The following is a 16064-nucleotide window of genomic DNA, read 5'->3' on the forward strand; positions in this document are numbered from 1 at the left end:
TAATCGATAAACCACGGCGTCTTTACGGCGCCCAATTTATTCAATAAAAAAGTGACCATAGAGTCATAGGAGAGCCCAATGGATTTTAATTTCAACGATGACCAACGCCAGTTTGCCGATCTGGCGCGCCAGTTTGCCTCGGAAGAATTAACCCCGTTCGCCGCCAAGTGGGATGAAGAACATCATTTCCCCAAAGACGTGATCCAAAAAGCCGGTGAGCTGGGTTTTTGCTCTCTGTATTCGCCTGAATCCGAAGGTGGCATGGGCTTATCGCGCCTCGATGCCTCGATTATTTTTGAAGAACTTGCCAAGGGCTGCACCGCGACCACTGCCATGCTGACCATTCACAATATGGCGACTTGGATGGTGACGACTTGGGGCACTGAAACCCTGCGTCAGACTTGGTCTGAGCCGTTAACCACAGGGCAGATGTTAGCGTCATATTGCTTAACTGAGCCGGGCGCGGGTTCGGACGCCGCATCTTTGCAAACCAAAGCGGTGCGCGACGGCGATGAATATGTGATTTCAGGTTCGAAAATGTTTATCTCGGGCGCGGGCGCCACTGAGCTTTTAGTCGTGATGTGCCGTACAGGCCAAGCTGGCCCTAAGGGGATTTCGGCCATTGCGATTCCGGCGGATGCCGCTGGCGTTATCTATGGTAAAGCTGAAGATAAAATGGGCTGGAATGCCCAGCCGACCCGTCAAATCACCTTTGAAAACGTGCGTGTGCCAGTGGCGAACTTGCTCGGTGAAGAAGGCCAAGGTTTTGCGTTCGCGATGAAAGGCTTAGACGGCGGTCGCATCAATATAGCTACCTGTTCTGTGGGGACGGCGCAGTCGGCGTTAGAGCGTGCAACTCAATATATGAATGAGCGTCAGCAATTTGGTAAACCCTTAGCGGCATTTCAAGCGCTACAATTTAAGCTTGCCGATATGGCAACCGAGTTAGTGGCTGCTCGCCAAATGGTGCGCCTTGCGGCCTTTAAACTCGACAGCGGCGATCCTGAAGCCACGGCTTATTGCGCCATGGCGAAACGTTTTGCCACTGATGTGGGTTTTCAAGTCTGCGATGCGGCGCTGCAAATTCATGGTGGATATGGTTATATAAGGGAGTACCCGCTGGAACGTCATTTCCGTGATGTGCGTGTGCATCAGATTTTAGAAGGCACTAACGAAATTATGCGCTTAATTATCGCCCGTCGTTTACTCGATGAAAATGCAGGACAAATCCTGTAAGTCAACGTGCAATATGCGTGACTTACAGGTCGGCGATAACTGAAAAGGAGTCTATAAAGATGGAATATTTAGTTGAACGTATCGAAGGTCATACGGCCATTCTGACGATGAATAATCCACCTGCCAACACTTGGACCGCCGAGAGTTTGCAGGCGCTTAAAGCCAAAGTGCTTGAGCTGAATGCCAATAAAGAGATTTACGCCTTAGTGTTAACGGGCCAAGGGCAAAAGTTCTTCTCCGCCGGCGCCGATTTAAAACTGTTTGCCGACGGAGATAAAGGCAATGCGGCAACGATGGCAAAGCATTTTGGTGAAGCCTTTGAAACCTTAAGTCAATTTCGCGGTGTGTCGATTGCCGCGATTAATGGTTATGCCATGGGCGGCGGCTTAGAAGTCGCGTTGGCCTGCGATATTCGTATCGCCGAAATTCAAGCTGTAATGGCATTACCCGAAGCGACTGTCGGTTTATTACCCTGCGCGGGTGGCACCCAAAATCTGACCGCACTCGTCGGTGAAGGGTGGGCTAAGCGGATGATTTTATGCGGCGAGCGTATCGATGCGACTCAGGCATTGAATCTGCGTTTAGTGGAAGAAGTGGTCGATACTGGCGAAGCGCTTAATGCGGCAATCGCGTTAGCCGTCAAAGTGGCCAATCAAAGCCCAAGCAGCGTGACAGCGTGTAAGACGCTTATTCAAGCGGGACGCACTATGGCGCGTAGCCAAGCCTTACCGATTGAGCGTGAGTTATTTGTCGGATTATTTGATACCGAAGATCAGGCCGAAGGCGTGAATGCGTTTTTGGGGAAACGTAAAGCTGATTGGAGAAACCGCTAATGACGAATGTAGTAGATAATGACGTGGTCGAGCATGTCGCAAATCAGGTCACGACCACACAAAATGTGGTGTTTCAAACCTTAGCCACTGCTTCTGGCAAATTGGTTGGTGTGGTCACACTCAATGTGGAAAAAGCCCTCAACGCCTTAGACTTAGACATGGTGCGCGCCATGACGGCGCAGCTTAACCTGTGGAAGAAAGATCCCCTTATCGCTTGCATCGTATTAGATGGCAGCGGTGAGAAGGCATTTTGTGCCGGGGGTGATGTGCGCGCTTTATACCATGCTTCCATTGCCGCTAAGGGACAAGTGACTGAGGAAGCAAAGGTTTTCTTCGAAGAGGAATATCGCCTCGATTATCTACTGCATACCTTTGGCAAACCTGTGTTGGTGTGGGGCGATGGCATTGTCATGGGCGGCGGCCTCGGTTTGATGGCGGGCGCCAGCCACAGAGTCGTTACCGAAACCTCGCGTATCGCTATGCCAGAAGTCACCATCGGCCTGTATCCCGATGTGGGCGGCAGTTATTTCCTTAATCGTATGCAGGGCAAGATGGGATTGTTTTTGGGGTTGACCGCCTATCAACTCAATGCCGCCGATGCCTGTTATGTGGGATTGGCCGATCATTATCTGAACCGCGATGACAAAGAGCTGATGTTCGATGCCATGGCAACCTTAGATTGGAGCGATACGCCAGCGCTTAATCACCAACGTTTAGATAGCATGATCAACGAGCTGTCTAACCAAGTGGATATTCCTAAGGGCGAGAGTGTATTAGCTGAAAGCCAAGAGATTATCGACAGGTTGATGGCGGGGAGTTTACAAGATATTGCAGCACGTATGTCAACACTGATATCGGAAGAAAAGTGGCTAATCAAGGCGCGGGATACTTTTCTTGCGGGTAGTCCTATCAGTTGGCATTTAGTCTATATCCAAGCACAGCTTGGTTCAAAATTAAGTCTAGCCCAATGTTTTAAATGGGAATTAACGACAAGTGTTAACGTGTGCGCCCACGGTGATTTCTGTGAAGGTGTACGTGCACTCTTGATCGATAAAGACAAGAAACCTCAATGGCGTTTTAAGGATGTTAACTCAGTGCCCACAGCGGTACTTGAGCAAATATTGGCTTCTCCATGGGGCGAGGCACATCCTTTTAACCAACTGAGTTAAGCGTTTAAGGGCTGGTTGAGTTGGCTAAGCGCTGTGTTTATAGGCTTAGCCAAGTTCACTTTACTCTGTGATAGTGACGGCATCATTAGCGGACTAGCATTATCACAACACTAACAAAGAACAGCACACAGGAGTGATGGCATGAGTACAGTAGCCTTTATCGGTTTAGGTAATATGGGCGGCCCAATGGCGGCCAATTTATTAAAAGCAGGCATGACGGTTCGCGTCTTTGATTTAGTCCCAGAAGCTATGCAGCAATTGGCCGAAAAAGGCGCCTTAGTATCAAGTACCGCCTGCGGCGCTGCGGCGGGTGCAAGTGTGGTGATTACTATGTTGCCTGTGGGCAAGCATGTAAAAAACTTATATTTAGGCAATGGAACAGACAAAGGTCTGCTTGAAGTAGTTGCAGGTGATACCTTGCTCATCGATTGTTCAACCATCGATGCGCAAAGCGCACAACTCGTGGCGGCCGAGGCGGCTAAAAGTGGCATCGAATTTATGGATGCACCGGTTTCTGGCGGCACGGCAGGCGCGGCGGCGGGCACCTTAACTTTTATTTGTGGTGGCTCGGATTCCGCTTTTGAACGTGCACAGCCCGTACTTAAGGCTATGGGTGTGAATATCTTCCACGCAGGCGGTCCAGGGGCGGGGCAAGTCGCGAAAATCTGCAATAACATGCTGTTATCTGTGTTGATGGTCGGTACTTCTGAAGCCCTGCAAATGGGGATTGACCACGGTCTCGATCCCAAAGTGCTATCCGACATTATGAAGGTCAGCAGTGGCGGAAACTGGACGCTAGAGAAGTACAATCCCTGCCCAGGCGTGATGGAAACAGTGCCTTCTTCTAAGGGCTATCAGGGTGGCTTTATGGTAGATTTGATGGTCAAAGATCTCGGTCTGTCACAAGAAGCTGCATTATTGAGCAACTCTAGTACGCCAATGGGCGCTTTAGCCCGCAGCTTGTATGTTAATCATGCAAGACAAGGCAATGGCCGCCGAGATTTTTCCAGTATATTTGAACAATTTGCACCACTTAAAAAATAGACACAGATAACAAGGGATCACCAGATGGATTTAAAAGATAAGGTTGTCGTCATTACTGGCGGCGCGGGTGGCTTAGGCTTAGCAATGGCGCAAAATTTTGCGCAGGCGGGTGCTAAGATAGCGCTTATCGATGTGGACCAAGAAAAACTCGAGCGAGCCTGCGCTGAGCTTGGATCGGACACTGAAGTCCAAGGTTATGCCTTAGACATTACCGACGAAGAAGATGTCGTCGCGGGTTTTGCCTATATTCTCGAAGACTTTGGTCAAGTGAACGTGTTAGTGAACAACGCCGGTATTCTGCGTGATGGCATGTTAGTCAAAGCCAAAGACGGCAAAGTCACTGATCGTATGTCTTACGAGCAATTCCAATCGGTGATCAATGTGAACCTGACTGGTAGTTTCCTCTGTGGCCGAGAGGCCGCAGCGGCCATGATTGAATCGGGTCAAGCGGGGGTGATTGTTAACATCTCTAGCCTTGCTAAGGCGGGCAATATGGGTCAGTCAAACTACGCGGCTTCAAAAGCGGGTGTTGCGGCTATGTCTGTCGGCTGGGCAAAGGAATTAGCACGTTACAATATCCGTAGCGCAGCGGTTGCACCGGGCGTGATCGCAACCGAGATGACGGCGGCAATGAAGCCTGAAGCGCTGGAACGTTTAGAGAAGTTAGTGCCTGTTGGCCGCTTAGGTCATGCCGATGAGATAGCTTCCACCGTACGTTTTATTATTGAAAACGATTATGTTAATGGTCGAGTGTTTGAAATCGATGGTGGCATCCGGTTGTGATGTTTGTATCTCATTGATATTAAAATAAACCGAGCGTTTGCTCGGTTTTTTATTGCTCGATGGAGTCACGGGTAATTTTGTCTATATAATACCAATCGTATTAAATATCTGTTCATTCAGCGGGAGTTCAACGCGCTTTAGACAAGGCGAAGGCTTGAAGGCATAGTGGTGCTCTGTCAAAAGCCTTAAACGCAGTATAAAGCGCGTTGAAACCCGCCCTTCGGGAGCCACACAGGCATCCCACTCCCGTGTTGCATTAACTTAAAAGGGAATGACCATTTCTGCGTCAATGCGCCTTGGATTGAGATGCCTGTGAGGCTCTGAACTGATTAGATATTTAATGTGATTGGTATAATTGGAATTAGCTTGTCGGAGTTGACATTTCGTTGTTAACCTTCAACAATCTCCCACCCGTTTTTTTACATAACTTTACAAACATGTGTATCGCATGTCATGGAGCTTGAAATCTGGATGTCTTGGCAGGAAAAAGCCCTCTGGCTTGAGAAAATCACTAAGCGCATGATGTTAATCGTGGGTGTGCTTGGGCTGATTGTGATTTACTGTGGGTTCTTTTTTCTGCTCTTCAGTGGTCGCTCTATCGCTGTGATCCCATGGTTTTTCCTTGTCTCACCTTGGATTTGCATCTATTTCGGGTTGACTCAGGTACAACAAATAAAAGTGTTAAATTGGTTTATCAACAAATTTAAAAAATAGCCCATAGGGTAAATTAAGATTTTGTTTTAGTTTGTGATATTAGCAAACATGGGGAAAACAATGGAGTTAGGACGCTATCTTCCATCTCTGTTAAGCGCAATATTGCTGCTTAGCGGTTGTGAGCGTACGCAAATCACGGACACACCAGCGAAAGAATATGGCGATCGTATTGTGGCGCCTTATGGTAGTTGGCAATCCCCGTTGTCGGCGGTAAATGTGTTTGAACAGGCCGATAGCGTGGCCGAGTTACAAAGTGTGGGTAATGCCATTTACTTTGCCGAATCGAGTGGTAAGTCCCAAGGTAAAGTGGGGATTAAGCGCCTTGACAAGCATGCTAATGTCGTTGAAGTGGTTTCCCCTGAGTTCAATGTTAAATCTACGGTTCATGAATATGGTGGCGCGGCATTTTTGGGGATTGGCCAGAGCTTATTTGCCACCAAGTTACAGGATCAGCTTTTTTACCGTTTTGCACCGAATCAACCACCTCTACCCTTAACCCCTAATGGCACTCGTCATGCGGATTGTATCGCCTATCCAAAAGGTTCGCGCATTATCTGTGTGCGTGAAGATCACCGCCAAGAAGGTGAACCTAAGGCGAGTTTAGTGACGATTAATCTTAATTTTGCAGGTGAGGGCGATACCTTTGTCTCGGGGCATGATTTTATTGCTTCACCCACTATTTCTCCTGATAACACTCAGCTTGCGTGGATAACATGGGAACATCCCTACATGCCTTGGGACAATAGTGTGTTATGGCTAGGGGATTTAGATCGTAAAGGCCAATTAAAAAATATCCGAAAGATAGTCACCCCTGAACATTCCTCTGTGACTCAACCTTTGTTCAGCCCAGATGGACAGCTTTATGTCGTCGCAGATATCAGCAATTGGTGGAATATTTATCGTGTGACATCAGCGGGTTTACTTGTACCTGTGTTTACCAAAAATGCCGAGTTTGCAGTACCTGATTGGCGCTTAGGTAATCATAATTATGCCTTTGAATCGGCCAATACGCTTATCGCCAGCTATGTTGAAGGAAATCAGGCTGCTTTGATTAGGATCTATTTAGACTCGGGTTTAACTGAATCTTTGGCGGTTGATTTTGCAGAAATAACCCAAGTTATTAAGGGAGAGGATGGGGTTTATTTTGTTGGGGCTAAGGCGACGCCAGAACAAGGTGTTTACCAAGTTGTAGGGCGTGGTACAGAGCTTGTGTATGCCCCCGCATTACCAAAACTTGATCCTAACTATATTTCACGGGCAAGGAATATTGCCTTCACAACGGGTGAAGATCAGCAGGCATATGGCTATTTTTATGCACCAGTGAATCCTAAGTATGTTGCGCCCCATGATACTCGTCCGCCGTTAATTGTGATGTTACACGGTGGTCCTACAGCGCGTGCGAGTCTTGCCTATCGTAGTGATATTCAGTTTTGGACCAGTCGCGGTTTTGCGGTGCTCGATTTAAATTTTCGCGGAAGTAGTGGTTTTGGGCGTGCTTATCGTCAAAGTCTCTATGGAAAATGGGGGCAGAGTGATGTGGAAGATGCGATTAACGCGGCCAAGTATTTAGTCGCGAAAGGCTGGGTAGATGGCAGCAAACTGGCGATTCGAGGGATCAGCGCGGGCGGTTTGACAGTGATGTCATCATTAGCTTTTTATGATGTATTCCATGCGGGAGTGAGTTACGAGGGGATCAGTGATTTCGAGCAGCTTGCCAAAGGTACCCATAAGTTTGAGGCGGGTTATTTAGATCAACTGATTGGCCCCTATGCCGATAACCCAAGTCGTTACCGTGAGTTATCACCGCTAAATCATTTAGAAGGGTTTAATGAGCCACTCCTTATCTTTCAAGGGCTGAGAAATCAAATTGTCCCTGCTCATCAATCACAAAAAATCTATGAAGCGCTTAAAGCCAAGGGCGTGCCAACAGCTTATATCGCCCATGACGATGAGCCTCATGGTGGGCGAAAGCCTGAACATAAGGCCGCAGGATTAGAAATGGAACTCGCATTTTATGGGAAAGTGTTTCAATTTACTCCTGCAGGTAAATTGCCTGAGCTCGTGCTGGATAATGCGGCAGCCTTACATTAGTTCAGTTTTATGAGGTTGATTTAAGCTCAAGGTTAAGGCTATCAATAATGGCACAATGGGGCTGCGAACCTCCTTGGCATTGAGTCACCATATGTTGCAGTTGTGTTCGCAGATTTTGTAATTTCACAATTTGCTGTTCAACATAGGCAAGATGGCGGCGAGTGAGTTGTCTAACATCTTCGGCATTGCGGCTTTCATTATCCCTTAACCCGAGCAGCAGTTTACAGTCATCTAGACTAAATCCCAGATCGCGGCACTGGTGAACAAACTTAAGTGACTCAATATCGTGGGGGCGATAAACTCGGTAACCTGCCTCATTGCGTTCGGCATGTACTAGGCCAATATCGTGATAATAACGAATACTCTTAACGCTCAAACCTGTTTGTTTAGCCACTTCGCCTATTTTCATTTAAACCTCGGTAAGCTGCGTACCTAAAAATTTCGACTGGATCGCATTCAATCAATTCTTCCTTGACTCTCCCGTGATGGGAGACTTTATCTTAACCCTATCGCGTTCAAGTGCAAGTGAGGAATATTTCATGTCATTGATTAGACTCTATGTTACCAATATGAATTGTGCTGGCTGTGTTGCCAAGATTGAAAAGGCGTTTGCTGTCCAAGAAGGGGTAGAAGCTCGGGTAAATCTTGCCGATAAACAAGTGACCATTAATGGCACTATGGGTGCCGATGTTGCGATTGAGCTGATGGCGAGCGCGGGGTTTTCGGCTGAAGTGATTGTCGATGCCAAGGCCGCAGCCGAAGAAAAACGCCTTGAGGATGCGGCCGAGTATCGACTCAGAATGCGCCAAGCCATTATCGCGCTCGCGATTGGTATTCCTATGATGTTATGGGGATTACTGGGCGGCGAAATGATGATTAATAGCCCGAGTATGCAATTAGGTTGGGGCATTATGGGGCTTATCACGCTATTTTTGCTGGTGACTACGGGAAGGCATTTTTATCAGGGGATGTGGCGGGCGCTCAAGGCCAAAACCACCAATATGGATACCTTAATCGTGCTGGGTACCAGTACGGCATGGGCTTATTCCATGCTGGTGGTCATACTGCCAAATGTATTTCCTTTGGATACTCGCCATGTTTACTTTGAGGCGAGTGTGATGATTTTAGGTTTGATTAACCTAGGTCACGCGCTAGAGCTTAAAGCGCGTGGCAAAACCAGCGAGGCGGTGCAGCGTTTGCTCGGGCTTCAATCCACCACTGCGATTCGTATCGGTGATAAGGGCGATGAGCAGGTTGAGATAAGTCAGTTGAAACTGGGCGATAAACTGCGTTTACGCCCGGGAGACAGAGTGGCCCTCGATGGTATTGTTGAAATGGGGCAATCATTGTTAGATGAAGCCATGCTCACGGGTGAGCCCATTCCCGTCGTGAAAAATATGGGGGATAACCTAAGCGCGGGGACGGTTAACGGTAATGGCAGTTTGGTGTATCGCGTGACGGCTGGGCCACAAGATACGCGGCTTGCAAAAATTATTGCACTGGTGCAAGAGGCACAAACATCAAAATTACCCATAGGGCGATTGGCCGATAAGATCTCCGCGGTATTTGTTCCAACAGTGGTGGCGATTGCGCTGCTAGCGGCGGCTATCTGGTACTTTGTTGGGCCTGCGCCCGCCTTAAGTCATGCACTCGTCGTGCTCACCAGCGTGTTGATTATCGCTTGCCCCTGTGCGCTGGGGCTGGCAACACCTATGTCCATTATGGTCGCGGTAGGGCGAGCGGCACAAATGGGCGTATTAGTTAAAAACGGTGAGGCATTACAAACGGCGAGCAGGGTTGATTGCGTGGTGCTGGATAAAACGGGCACAGTTACCTTAGGTAAGCCACAAGTCACTGATTTCATGTTAGTGCAAGCACTAAGTGATACTGATAAAGGAGCCTTACTGGGCGAAATTGCTAGCCTAGAGCAACACTCTGAGCATCCCTTAGCGGGGGCGATTGTCAGTTATGCTAAGGAGTCACTCTCGCCATTGCCCGAAACGCAGGCATTTACGAACCATCAAGGTAAGGGGATTGAAGGCAAGGTTGATGGTGTATCGCTAGCGATCGGTAATCTCGCCTTGATGACGGCATTGGATATTGTAAATTCCGATGGCAGCGCCTTAGATCCTAGTGCGACATTAAGCTTTGCCAACCAAGGTAAAACCCCAATTTATGTCGCCAAAGCGGGTAAGTTAGTGGCCACTATTGCCCTTGCCGATCCGATTAAAATTGATGCAAAAACAGCCATCAGCGCCATGCTACAGCAGGATATTCGCGTTGTGTTACTTACGGGCGATAATCCACAAACCGCGCAGGCAGTGGCGGACCAAGTGGGCATTACCGAAGTGATTGCAGGTGTATTACCAGAGCAAAAACAACAACATATTAAAGCATTGCAACAACAAGGGCATATCGTCGCTATGGTAGGTGATGGCATTAACGATGCTCCAGCTTTAATGAGCGCCGACGTCGGCATTGCCATGGGATCGGGTACTGAGGTGGCGATCGAGAGTGCCGATATGACACTACTTTCACATCAATTGATAGTGATCGCTAACTTATTAGCCCTATCGCGCGCAACCATCACCAATATTAAGCAGAATCTCTTTGGTGCTTTTGTGTATAACAGTTTAGGTATCCCGGTGGCGGCGGGGGTACTTTATCCCCTAACCGGGATGTTGTTAAGCCCGGTGATTGCAGGTGCCGCCATGGCATTATCTTCGCTTACCGTGGTAACCAACGCCAATCGTTTAAGGAAACAGAAGTTATAGCCTTTGCCTTAACGTAGATCCGATGTGGATTAAGCCGCCAAGGCAAGGCTTAGCCGTTGAACGCCGTTGAACTTAGTGAGTTAAGATCATTCATTTGTCATCAGAGCCTGTGAAAATAGGACATAATAAAGCATGAAATTGCAGTGGGATTAAGTGGTTAGTCACTCGAGTTAGCAGAGTGCGGCGCTTAATTCCACGCGAATGGCTGAGGTCTTTTTAGTTGATAATTTAGCCCAAACTGCTATAGTGCCACGTTTATTTTTACCCCCTCAGGTTTGATAAAATGGATTTATGCTTAGTTGCATTGCCAAAAATCTAACCAACATTACTCGATTTGGAAGTTCATTTTGATCACAACAGCGAATATCACCATGCAGTTTGGCGCTAAGCCACTGTTTGAAAACATCTCAGTTAAATTTGGCGGCGGTAACCGTTACGGTCTTATCGGTGCGAACGGCTGTGGTAAATCAACCTTCATGAAGATCCTTTGCGGTGATCTAGAACCAAGCAGCGGCAACGTGTCTTTGGATGTGAATGAGCGTCTGGGTAAGTTGAGCCAGAACCAATTCGGTTATGAGGAATACACGCTTATCGATACAGTGATCATGGGGCACAGTGAACTGTGGAAGGTTAAACAAGAGCGTGATCGAATTTATTCTTTACCCGAAATGAGTGAAGAAGACGGCATTGCCGTGGCAAACCTTGAGATGGAATTTGCCGAAATGGACGGTTACACCGCCGAATCTCGCGCGGGTGAATTGTTGTTAGGTGTGGGTATTGGCATTGAAACCCATTTTGGTTTGATGTCTGAAATTGCTCCGGGCTTAAAACTGCGGGTGTTGTTAGCCCAAGCCCTGTTCTCCGATCCCGATGTACTGCTGCTTGACGAACCCACCAACAACTTGGACATCGATACCATTCGCTGGTTACAGGACGTATTGAACCAACGCGATAGCACCATGATCATTATTTCCCACGACCGTTACTTTTTAAACTCAGTCTGTACCCATATGGCGGACTTAGACTACGGTGAACTGCGCGTTTACCCTGGTAACTACGACGAATATATGCAAGCGGCTACCCAAGCCCGTGAGCGTTTAATTGCGGATAATGCGAAGAAAAAAGCCCAAATTTCTGAGCTGCAAACCTTCGTTGCACGTTTCTCTGCCAACGCTTCTAAGGCAAAACAAGCGACGTCCCGCGCCCGTCAAATCGACAAAATTAAGCTAGATGAAGTCAAAGCCTCTAGCCGCGTGAACCCCTTTATTCGTTTCGAGCAAGAAAAGAAACTGTTCCGCAATGCCTTAGTGGTTGAAAACTTAACTAAAGGTTATGACACACCGCTATTTAAAGACTTGAACTTAATCGTTGAAGTGGGCGAGCGTATCGCGATTTTAGGTGAGAACGGTGTCGGTAAAACGACATTGTTACGAACGCTTATCCATGATATTCCGCAGGATGAAGGTCATATTCAATGGTCTGAAAACGCCAACATTGGCTACTATGCACAGGATCATGAGTCTGATTTTGCAAATGATATGACCTTATTTGAATGGATGAGCCAATGGCGTAAACCTGAAGACGATGACCAATCGGTACGTGGTATTTTAGGCCGTATGTTGTTTGGTTCTGACGACATTAAAAAGTCAGTCAAAGTACTGTCGGGTGGTGAGAAGGGCCGGATGTTATTTGGCAAGCTCATTATGCAAAAAGCCAATATTTTGATGCTCGACGAACCGACCAACCATATGGATATGGAATCGATTGAGTCATTAAACAACGCCTTAGAAAAGTACGAAGGCACTTTGTTGTTTGTGAGTCACGATCGTGCATTTGTATCATCATTGGCTAACCGTATTATTGAAATTACTTCTAAAGGTGTAAATGATTTCAAAGGCACCTATGATGAGTTCCTTGCGAGCAAAGGTATTGAAGGCTAATTGTTTGCCTTAAGTGCTTAAACCTTGTTTAAATAAAAACGCCGCTCATATTGAGCGGCGTTTTTATTTATGGTGTTTGCCTCGGCTAAGCAGCTATTGCTTCACCTCGGCGCTCTTTTGCTCGACATAAATTAAGCTATCAGTATCAAAACCTTTGGCTTTAGCCATCTTGATAAATTGCTGAATTACCTCGGGGGATACCGTTGGGGTTCTGGCCAGTAACCATAAATAATCCGTATCTGGCCCAGAGATAAAGGCGTATTGGTAATCTTGTTGGTCGAGTCCAAACACCACATAGGCACCATAAAACGGCCCAAAGAAAGAGACTTTTAAGTAGGCTTCATTGTCCCCATTCACAAAATAGGCTTTACCTTCGGCTTCTTTCCATTCCTGTTTAGCGGCGGAATAGCCCCGATTAATCACCTTTACGCCACCATCGGGCTTAAGGCTGTATTCGGCGGTGACTTGGGTTAACCCGCGCTCGAAGGAGTGGTCGAGCCTCGCAATTTCGTACCATTTCCCTAAGTAGCGATTGAGTTCAAAGTCACTTACGGGTTGAACATTTTTAGGCATACCCAAGCAGCCAGTCAGTATTAATACACTGATCATTAAAAGTAGTTTTTTCAACACAAACTCCAAAAGTTAACGACTGCTAATGATAGTCTCGCAATATCTTAACCTTGGCAAATTCAATCTATCCCCCGCGATGTGTACCGCTTTCACTTTTGTCTGGTTTATCCACCCGTGGGTTATGCTGATGTTTTATCATCAAACTGACAGCGCTTAATCGAATAGATTAAATAATCGATTTTCGTGATCGGAAATGGTTTAAGGGATCTTGGCAATAAGCCCCTTTAATTCGCTGCAATTGGGCATAGTGTTGCGCAAAGTACACTGAGGTGGGTATTGTTTTGTCCTTATAACTAATAAAAGCCCCCGAAGTATTGGGAATGTCTGCATCGCGGCAGGCATCAATCCAATCCAGCGCTCGATTTATCCTTGTGTAAACTGAGTTGTCATGGAGCTGGGCTTTTTCCTCTAGCTCTGCATTCCACCATGCCTGATATTGGATAATATAGGCTTTTTCTTTATAGGGAAAAGCGCTCTGCTTTTGTTGTGATTCACTGATTTTTCTATAAAAATCTCCAGCGATGGCATTAAGCGTGACATAGGTAAAAAGACCTAATTGGCGGTTTCCCTCAAGGGTTTGCGTCGAGGTAAGGCTTTCAAGCAAATTAATATGTCCCGTTTTAAGCCCCGTCTGATCCGCTAAACGTGAGGTGACTCTGTGGGGCGCGGGTTGACTTAAGTCCTGCCACTTCACCCCTTTCATCTGCAGGTTTTGACCCCATGCTTGCAACGCCGCTTGGCTTTGCTGTAAACATTGAAACGACTCTCTGTTCCAACTTTCCATTAATTGTTCGCCATAGGCTTGGGTAAGTCCGCCTAAGGGCTCAATACGAATGCGATCGGGCTTTAAACCAACCTCGGAAAACTGACTGTTAATAAAGTACTCTAAACTGGCAAGATTTCCCTCCCAATGGCCGTACATAACACAATTATGTTTGATTGAATTGGGGTCAAAATCCGTAATGCATGTGCCGATTCGGTTAGGTTCTTGTGTTAACTCAGCCCCTTGTTTTGAGCAGGCTTCAGCCATCGTACTGGCTAGGGACTTTGTCTGGATCTTCAAATTGGTGCCGAGCAAACAGGATGTATTATCGGCATTGATCGTTTCTTCCCAACGCTCGAGTAAACGCATTGTAGGCGTTGTCTCGATTAAGGTTTGTGTCTCGGGCTGATAGCAATTCCATTCAAGTTCAAACTTAAGCAGGTTTGGGGGAAGGGGAAAGGTTTGTACAAAAAAACGCGTGACTATGCCATAACTTAAGCCGCCACCACCTTTTAAGGCCCACAGCAGTTCGGGTTTATTGGCTGCTGAGATGACTTGGGTTTCGCCTATACCGAGTACAATTTCAGCCTGTAATAATGATTCACAGCACATACCGTATTTACGACACCAAGGTCCCCAACCGCCGCCCATTATAAAACCAGATATGCCAACTGTTGCAGTGGTGCTATGGGGAATCATCAAGCCCTTTTTAGCGAGGGCCGTCGTTAGTGTGGCTATAGTCGTGCCCGGGCCAATCGCGGCAATGCCACTGATGGGATCAATTTCAATACTATCCATATTGCTTAGGTCGATCACTATAGTATTAGTTTGGCCACTTTCCCCCTCATGATCGTGCCCGCCGGAGCGTACACTAATGGGCAAGTTATAGTCGATAGCGGCCTTATAGACGACTTTTACATCATGGGTACTAGTGCATTTAATAATCGCAAGGGGCCTTTTTTGTAAGCGTCGATTAAAGAGTTGGCAAGCCAGTTGGTAGTTAATCATCTGCTTACCTGTGCTCACTAAAAATTGTTGTTCGCTATAATAGCGTCCATTGGTAATGATATTTTCAGCTCGAATATATGAGCGCACCTCATTAAGAAAATGCATAAAATGTTTTGCTTGAGTAATGACGGTATTTTCGCTGATACGAATTTCAGCACTTAATCTGGTTTCGGTTGATTGGTTTATAAGGCAATCAGACTCAAGTTCATCTACGGCATTTATATGGACAGTGGAACGATAAGGGGTGAGAGACTTAAAAATATCAACACTGATTTTTATATCACTGCACTCGCTGGCGATATAATCTACTTGGTAAATAAAATGTGGCCAACATTCATTGCTTGATTCAATAATATAGGCGCAGCGTTCATTGGCGGGAATGATATTAGGGAGTTGCTTTAAAAATAGATTGCTACTAGGTGTCAGTTTTTTGAAGTCATATTCAGTATCATTAAAGATAATAAGCATGACTTCTTGTCTTTTTGGTTTAATAAAATTAACTGTCTCACCATGATCACTATGCCTTTTTTGATAAATATGCAGATTGTTTTCAGTAATTACTTTTTGCTGATAAGGGTATTGGTAATAATCGAATATTTCAGCATCCGATAAACAGCGATTTAACAGTGTTGTGTCAATAATGCTGCCATCAAAGATTGCATCAATATGTTTATTGGAAAGCAAAAAATCTGAATAAGATGCACCATCTGTAATCAGTGGAATATGTTGCTGTTGGATATGAGTGATCTCACTATCGATATAACATTTTATTTCATTGTATTGATAGCAGATGGATAATAAATGCCAATGATCATCATTAAGCCCTCCGAGAGTTGAAATAGCCTCTATGCGAAGTAAAGTGGTGTTAATCGCGCATTCAATATGGCCCAGTGAATTAATTTGGACAGAAAATCCTGTCTGGGTTGGCTCACTGGCATACTGGTAAATATGGCCGCCATGAGTCGTTTTTAACCAGCATTGAAAGGTAAAAATATCGAGTGGGCAAGTGCCTGTAGGAAGTACTATTTCTGTAACACTCGTCTCTTTCGTCGATGTTGGCTTATGTTTCATCTGTTGCA

12 protein-coding genes are annotated in these 16064 nt (G+C 46.4%); 9 read left to right on the plus strand and 3 right to left on the minus strand.

Annotated features, from left to right (window positions below):
- Positions 1 to 78 precede the first annotated feature (78 nt).
- From JEZ96_RS06625 to JEZ96_RS06655, 7 genes are all read left to right on the plus strand, one after another.
- Positions 79 to 1236 (plus strand): acyl-CoA dehydrogenase family protein, encoded by a 1158-nt coding sequence (locus JEZ96_RS06625; protein WP_025007466.1) that lies wholly within the window; start codon positions 79 to 81, stop codon positions 1234 to 1236.
- A 59-nt stretch (positions 1237 to 1295) separates the two neighbouring features.
- Positions 1296 to 2069: an enoyl-CoA hydratase gene (locus tag JEZ96_RS06630; RefSeq protein WP_025007467.1), complete on the plus strand. Its 774-nt coding sequence runs from the start codon at positions 1296 to 1298 to the stop codon at positions 2067 to 2069.
- Positions 2069 to 3238: an enoyl-CoA hydratase/isomerase family protein gene (locus tag JEZ96_RS06635; protein WP_011919012.1), complete on the plus strand. Its 1170-nt coding sequence runs from the start codon at positions 2069 to 2071 to the stop codon at positions 3236 to 3238. The genes JEZ96_RS06630 and JEZ96_RS06635 overlap by 1 nt, the downstream gene beginning before the upstream one ends.
- A 141-nt stretch (positions 3239 to 3379) precedes the next feature.
- Entirely contained in the window at positions 3380 to 4282 is a 903-nt protein-coding gene (gene mmsB / locus JEZ96_RS06640; protein ID WP_128090119.1) for a 3-hydroxyisobutyrate dehydrogenase, read from the plus strand.
- Between the two features lie 24 nt (positions 4283 to 4306).
- Entirely contained in the window at positions 4307 to 5065 is a 759-nt protein-coding gene (locus JEZ96_RS06645) for an SDR family oxidoreductase (protein WP_011846385.1), read from the plus strand.
- Between the two features lie 471 nt (positions 5066 to 5536).
- On the plus strand, positions 5537 to 5779 hold the full coding sequence (locus tag JEZ96_RS06650) for a hypothetical protein (RefSeq protein ID WP_025007468.1): 243 nt from the start codon (positions 5537 to 5539) through the stop codon (positions 5777 to 5779).
- Positions 5780 to 5839: 60 nt separating this feature from the next.
- Entirely contained in the window at positions 5840 to 7870 is a 2031-nt protein-coding gene (locus tag JEZ96_RS06655; protein ID WP_025007469.1) for an alpha/beta hydrolase family protein, read from the plus strand.
- A 7-nt stretch (positions 7871 to 7877) separates the two neighbouring features.
- On the opposite strand, the gene JEZ96_RS06660 is transcribed toward JEZ96_RS06655, so the two are convergent.
- Positions 7878 to 8279: a MerR family DNA-binding protein gene (locus tag JEZ96_RS06660; RefSeq protein ID WP_011789970.1), complete on the minus strand. Its 402-nt coding sequence runs from the start codon at positions 8277 to 8279 to the stop codon at positions 7878 to 7880.
- A gap of 130 nt (positions 8280 to 8409) precedes the next feature.
- On the opposite strand from JEZ96_RS06660, the gene JEZ96_RS06665 reads away from it, so the two are divergent.
- Positions 8410 to 10644 (plus strand): heavy metal translocating P-type ATPase, encoded by a 2235-nt coding sequence (locus JEZ96_RS06665; protein WP_025007471.1) that lies wholly within the window; start codon positions 8410 to 8412, stop codon positions 10642 to 10644.
- A 347-nt stretch (positions 10645 to 10991) separates the two neighbouring features.
- Positions 10992 to 12584 carry an ABC-F family ATPase gene (locus JEZ96_RS06670; RefSeq protein ID WP_014610246.1) on the plus strand — a complete coding sequence of 531 codons (1593 nt, stop codon included), beginning with the start codon at positions 10992 to 10994 and terminating at the stop codon, positions 12582 to 12584.
- 93 nt (positions 12585 to 12677) lie between these two features.
- On the opposite strand, the gene JEZ96_RS06675 is transcribed toward JEZ96_RS06670, so the two are convergent.
- Complete coding sequence (locus JEZ96_RS06675) at positions 12678 to 13211, minus strand: lipocalin family protein (protein ID WP_014610247.1); 534 nt, start codon at positions 13209 to 13211, stop codon at positions 12678 to 12680.
- A gap of 169 nt (positions 13212 to 13380) precedes the next feature.
- Positions 13381 to 16056 carry an FAD-binding protein gene (locus JEZ96_RS06680; protein ID WP_128090118.1) on the minus strand — a complete coding sequence of 892 codons (2676 nt, stop codon included), beginning with the start codon at positions 16054 to 16056 and terminating at the stop codon, positions 13381 to 13383.
- Positions 16057 to 16064 lie beyond the last annotated feature (8 nt).

The sequence above is a fragment of the Shewanella putrefaciens genome, assembly GCF_016406325.1.
GTDB lineage: Bacteria > Pseudomonadota > Gammaproteobacteria > Enterobacterales > Shewanellaceae > Shewanella > Shewanella putrefaciens.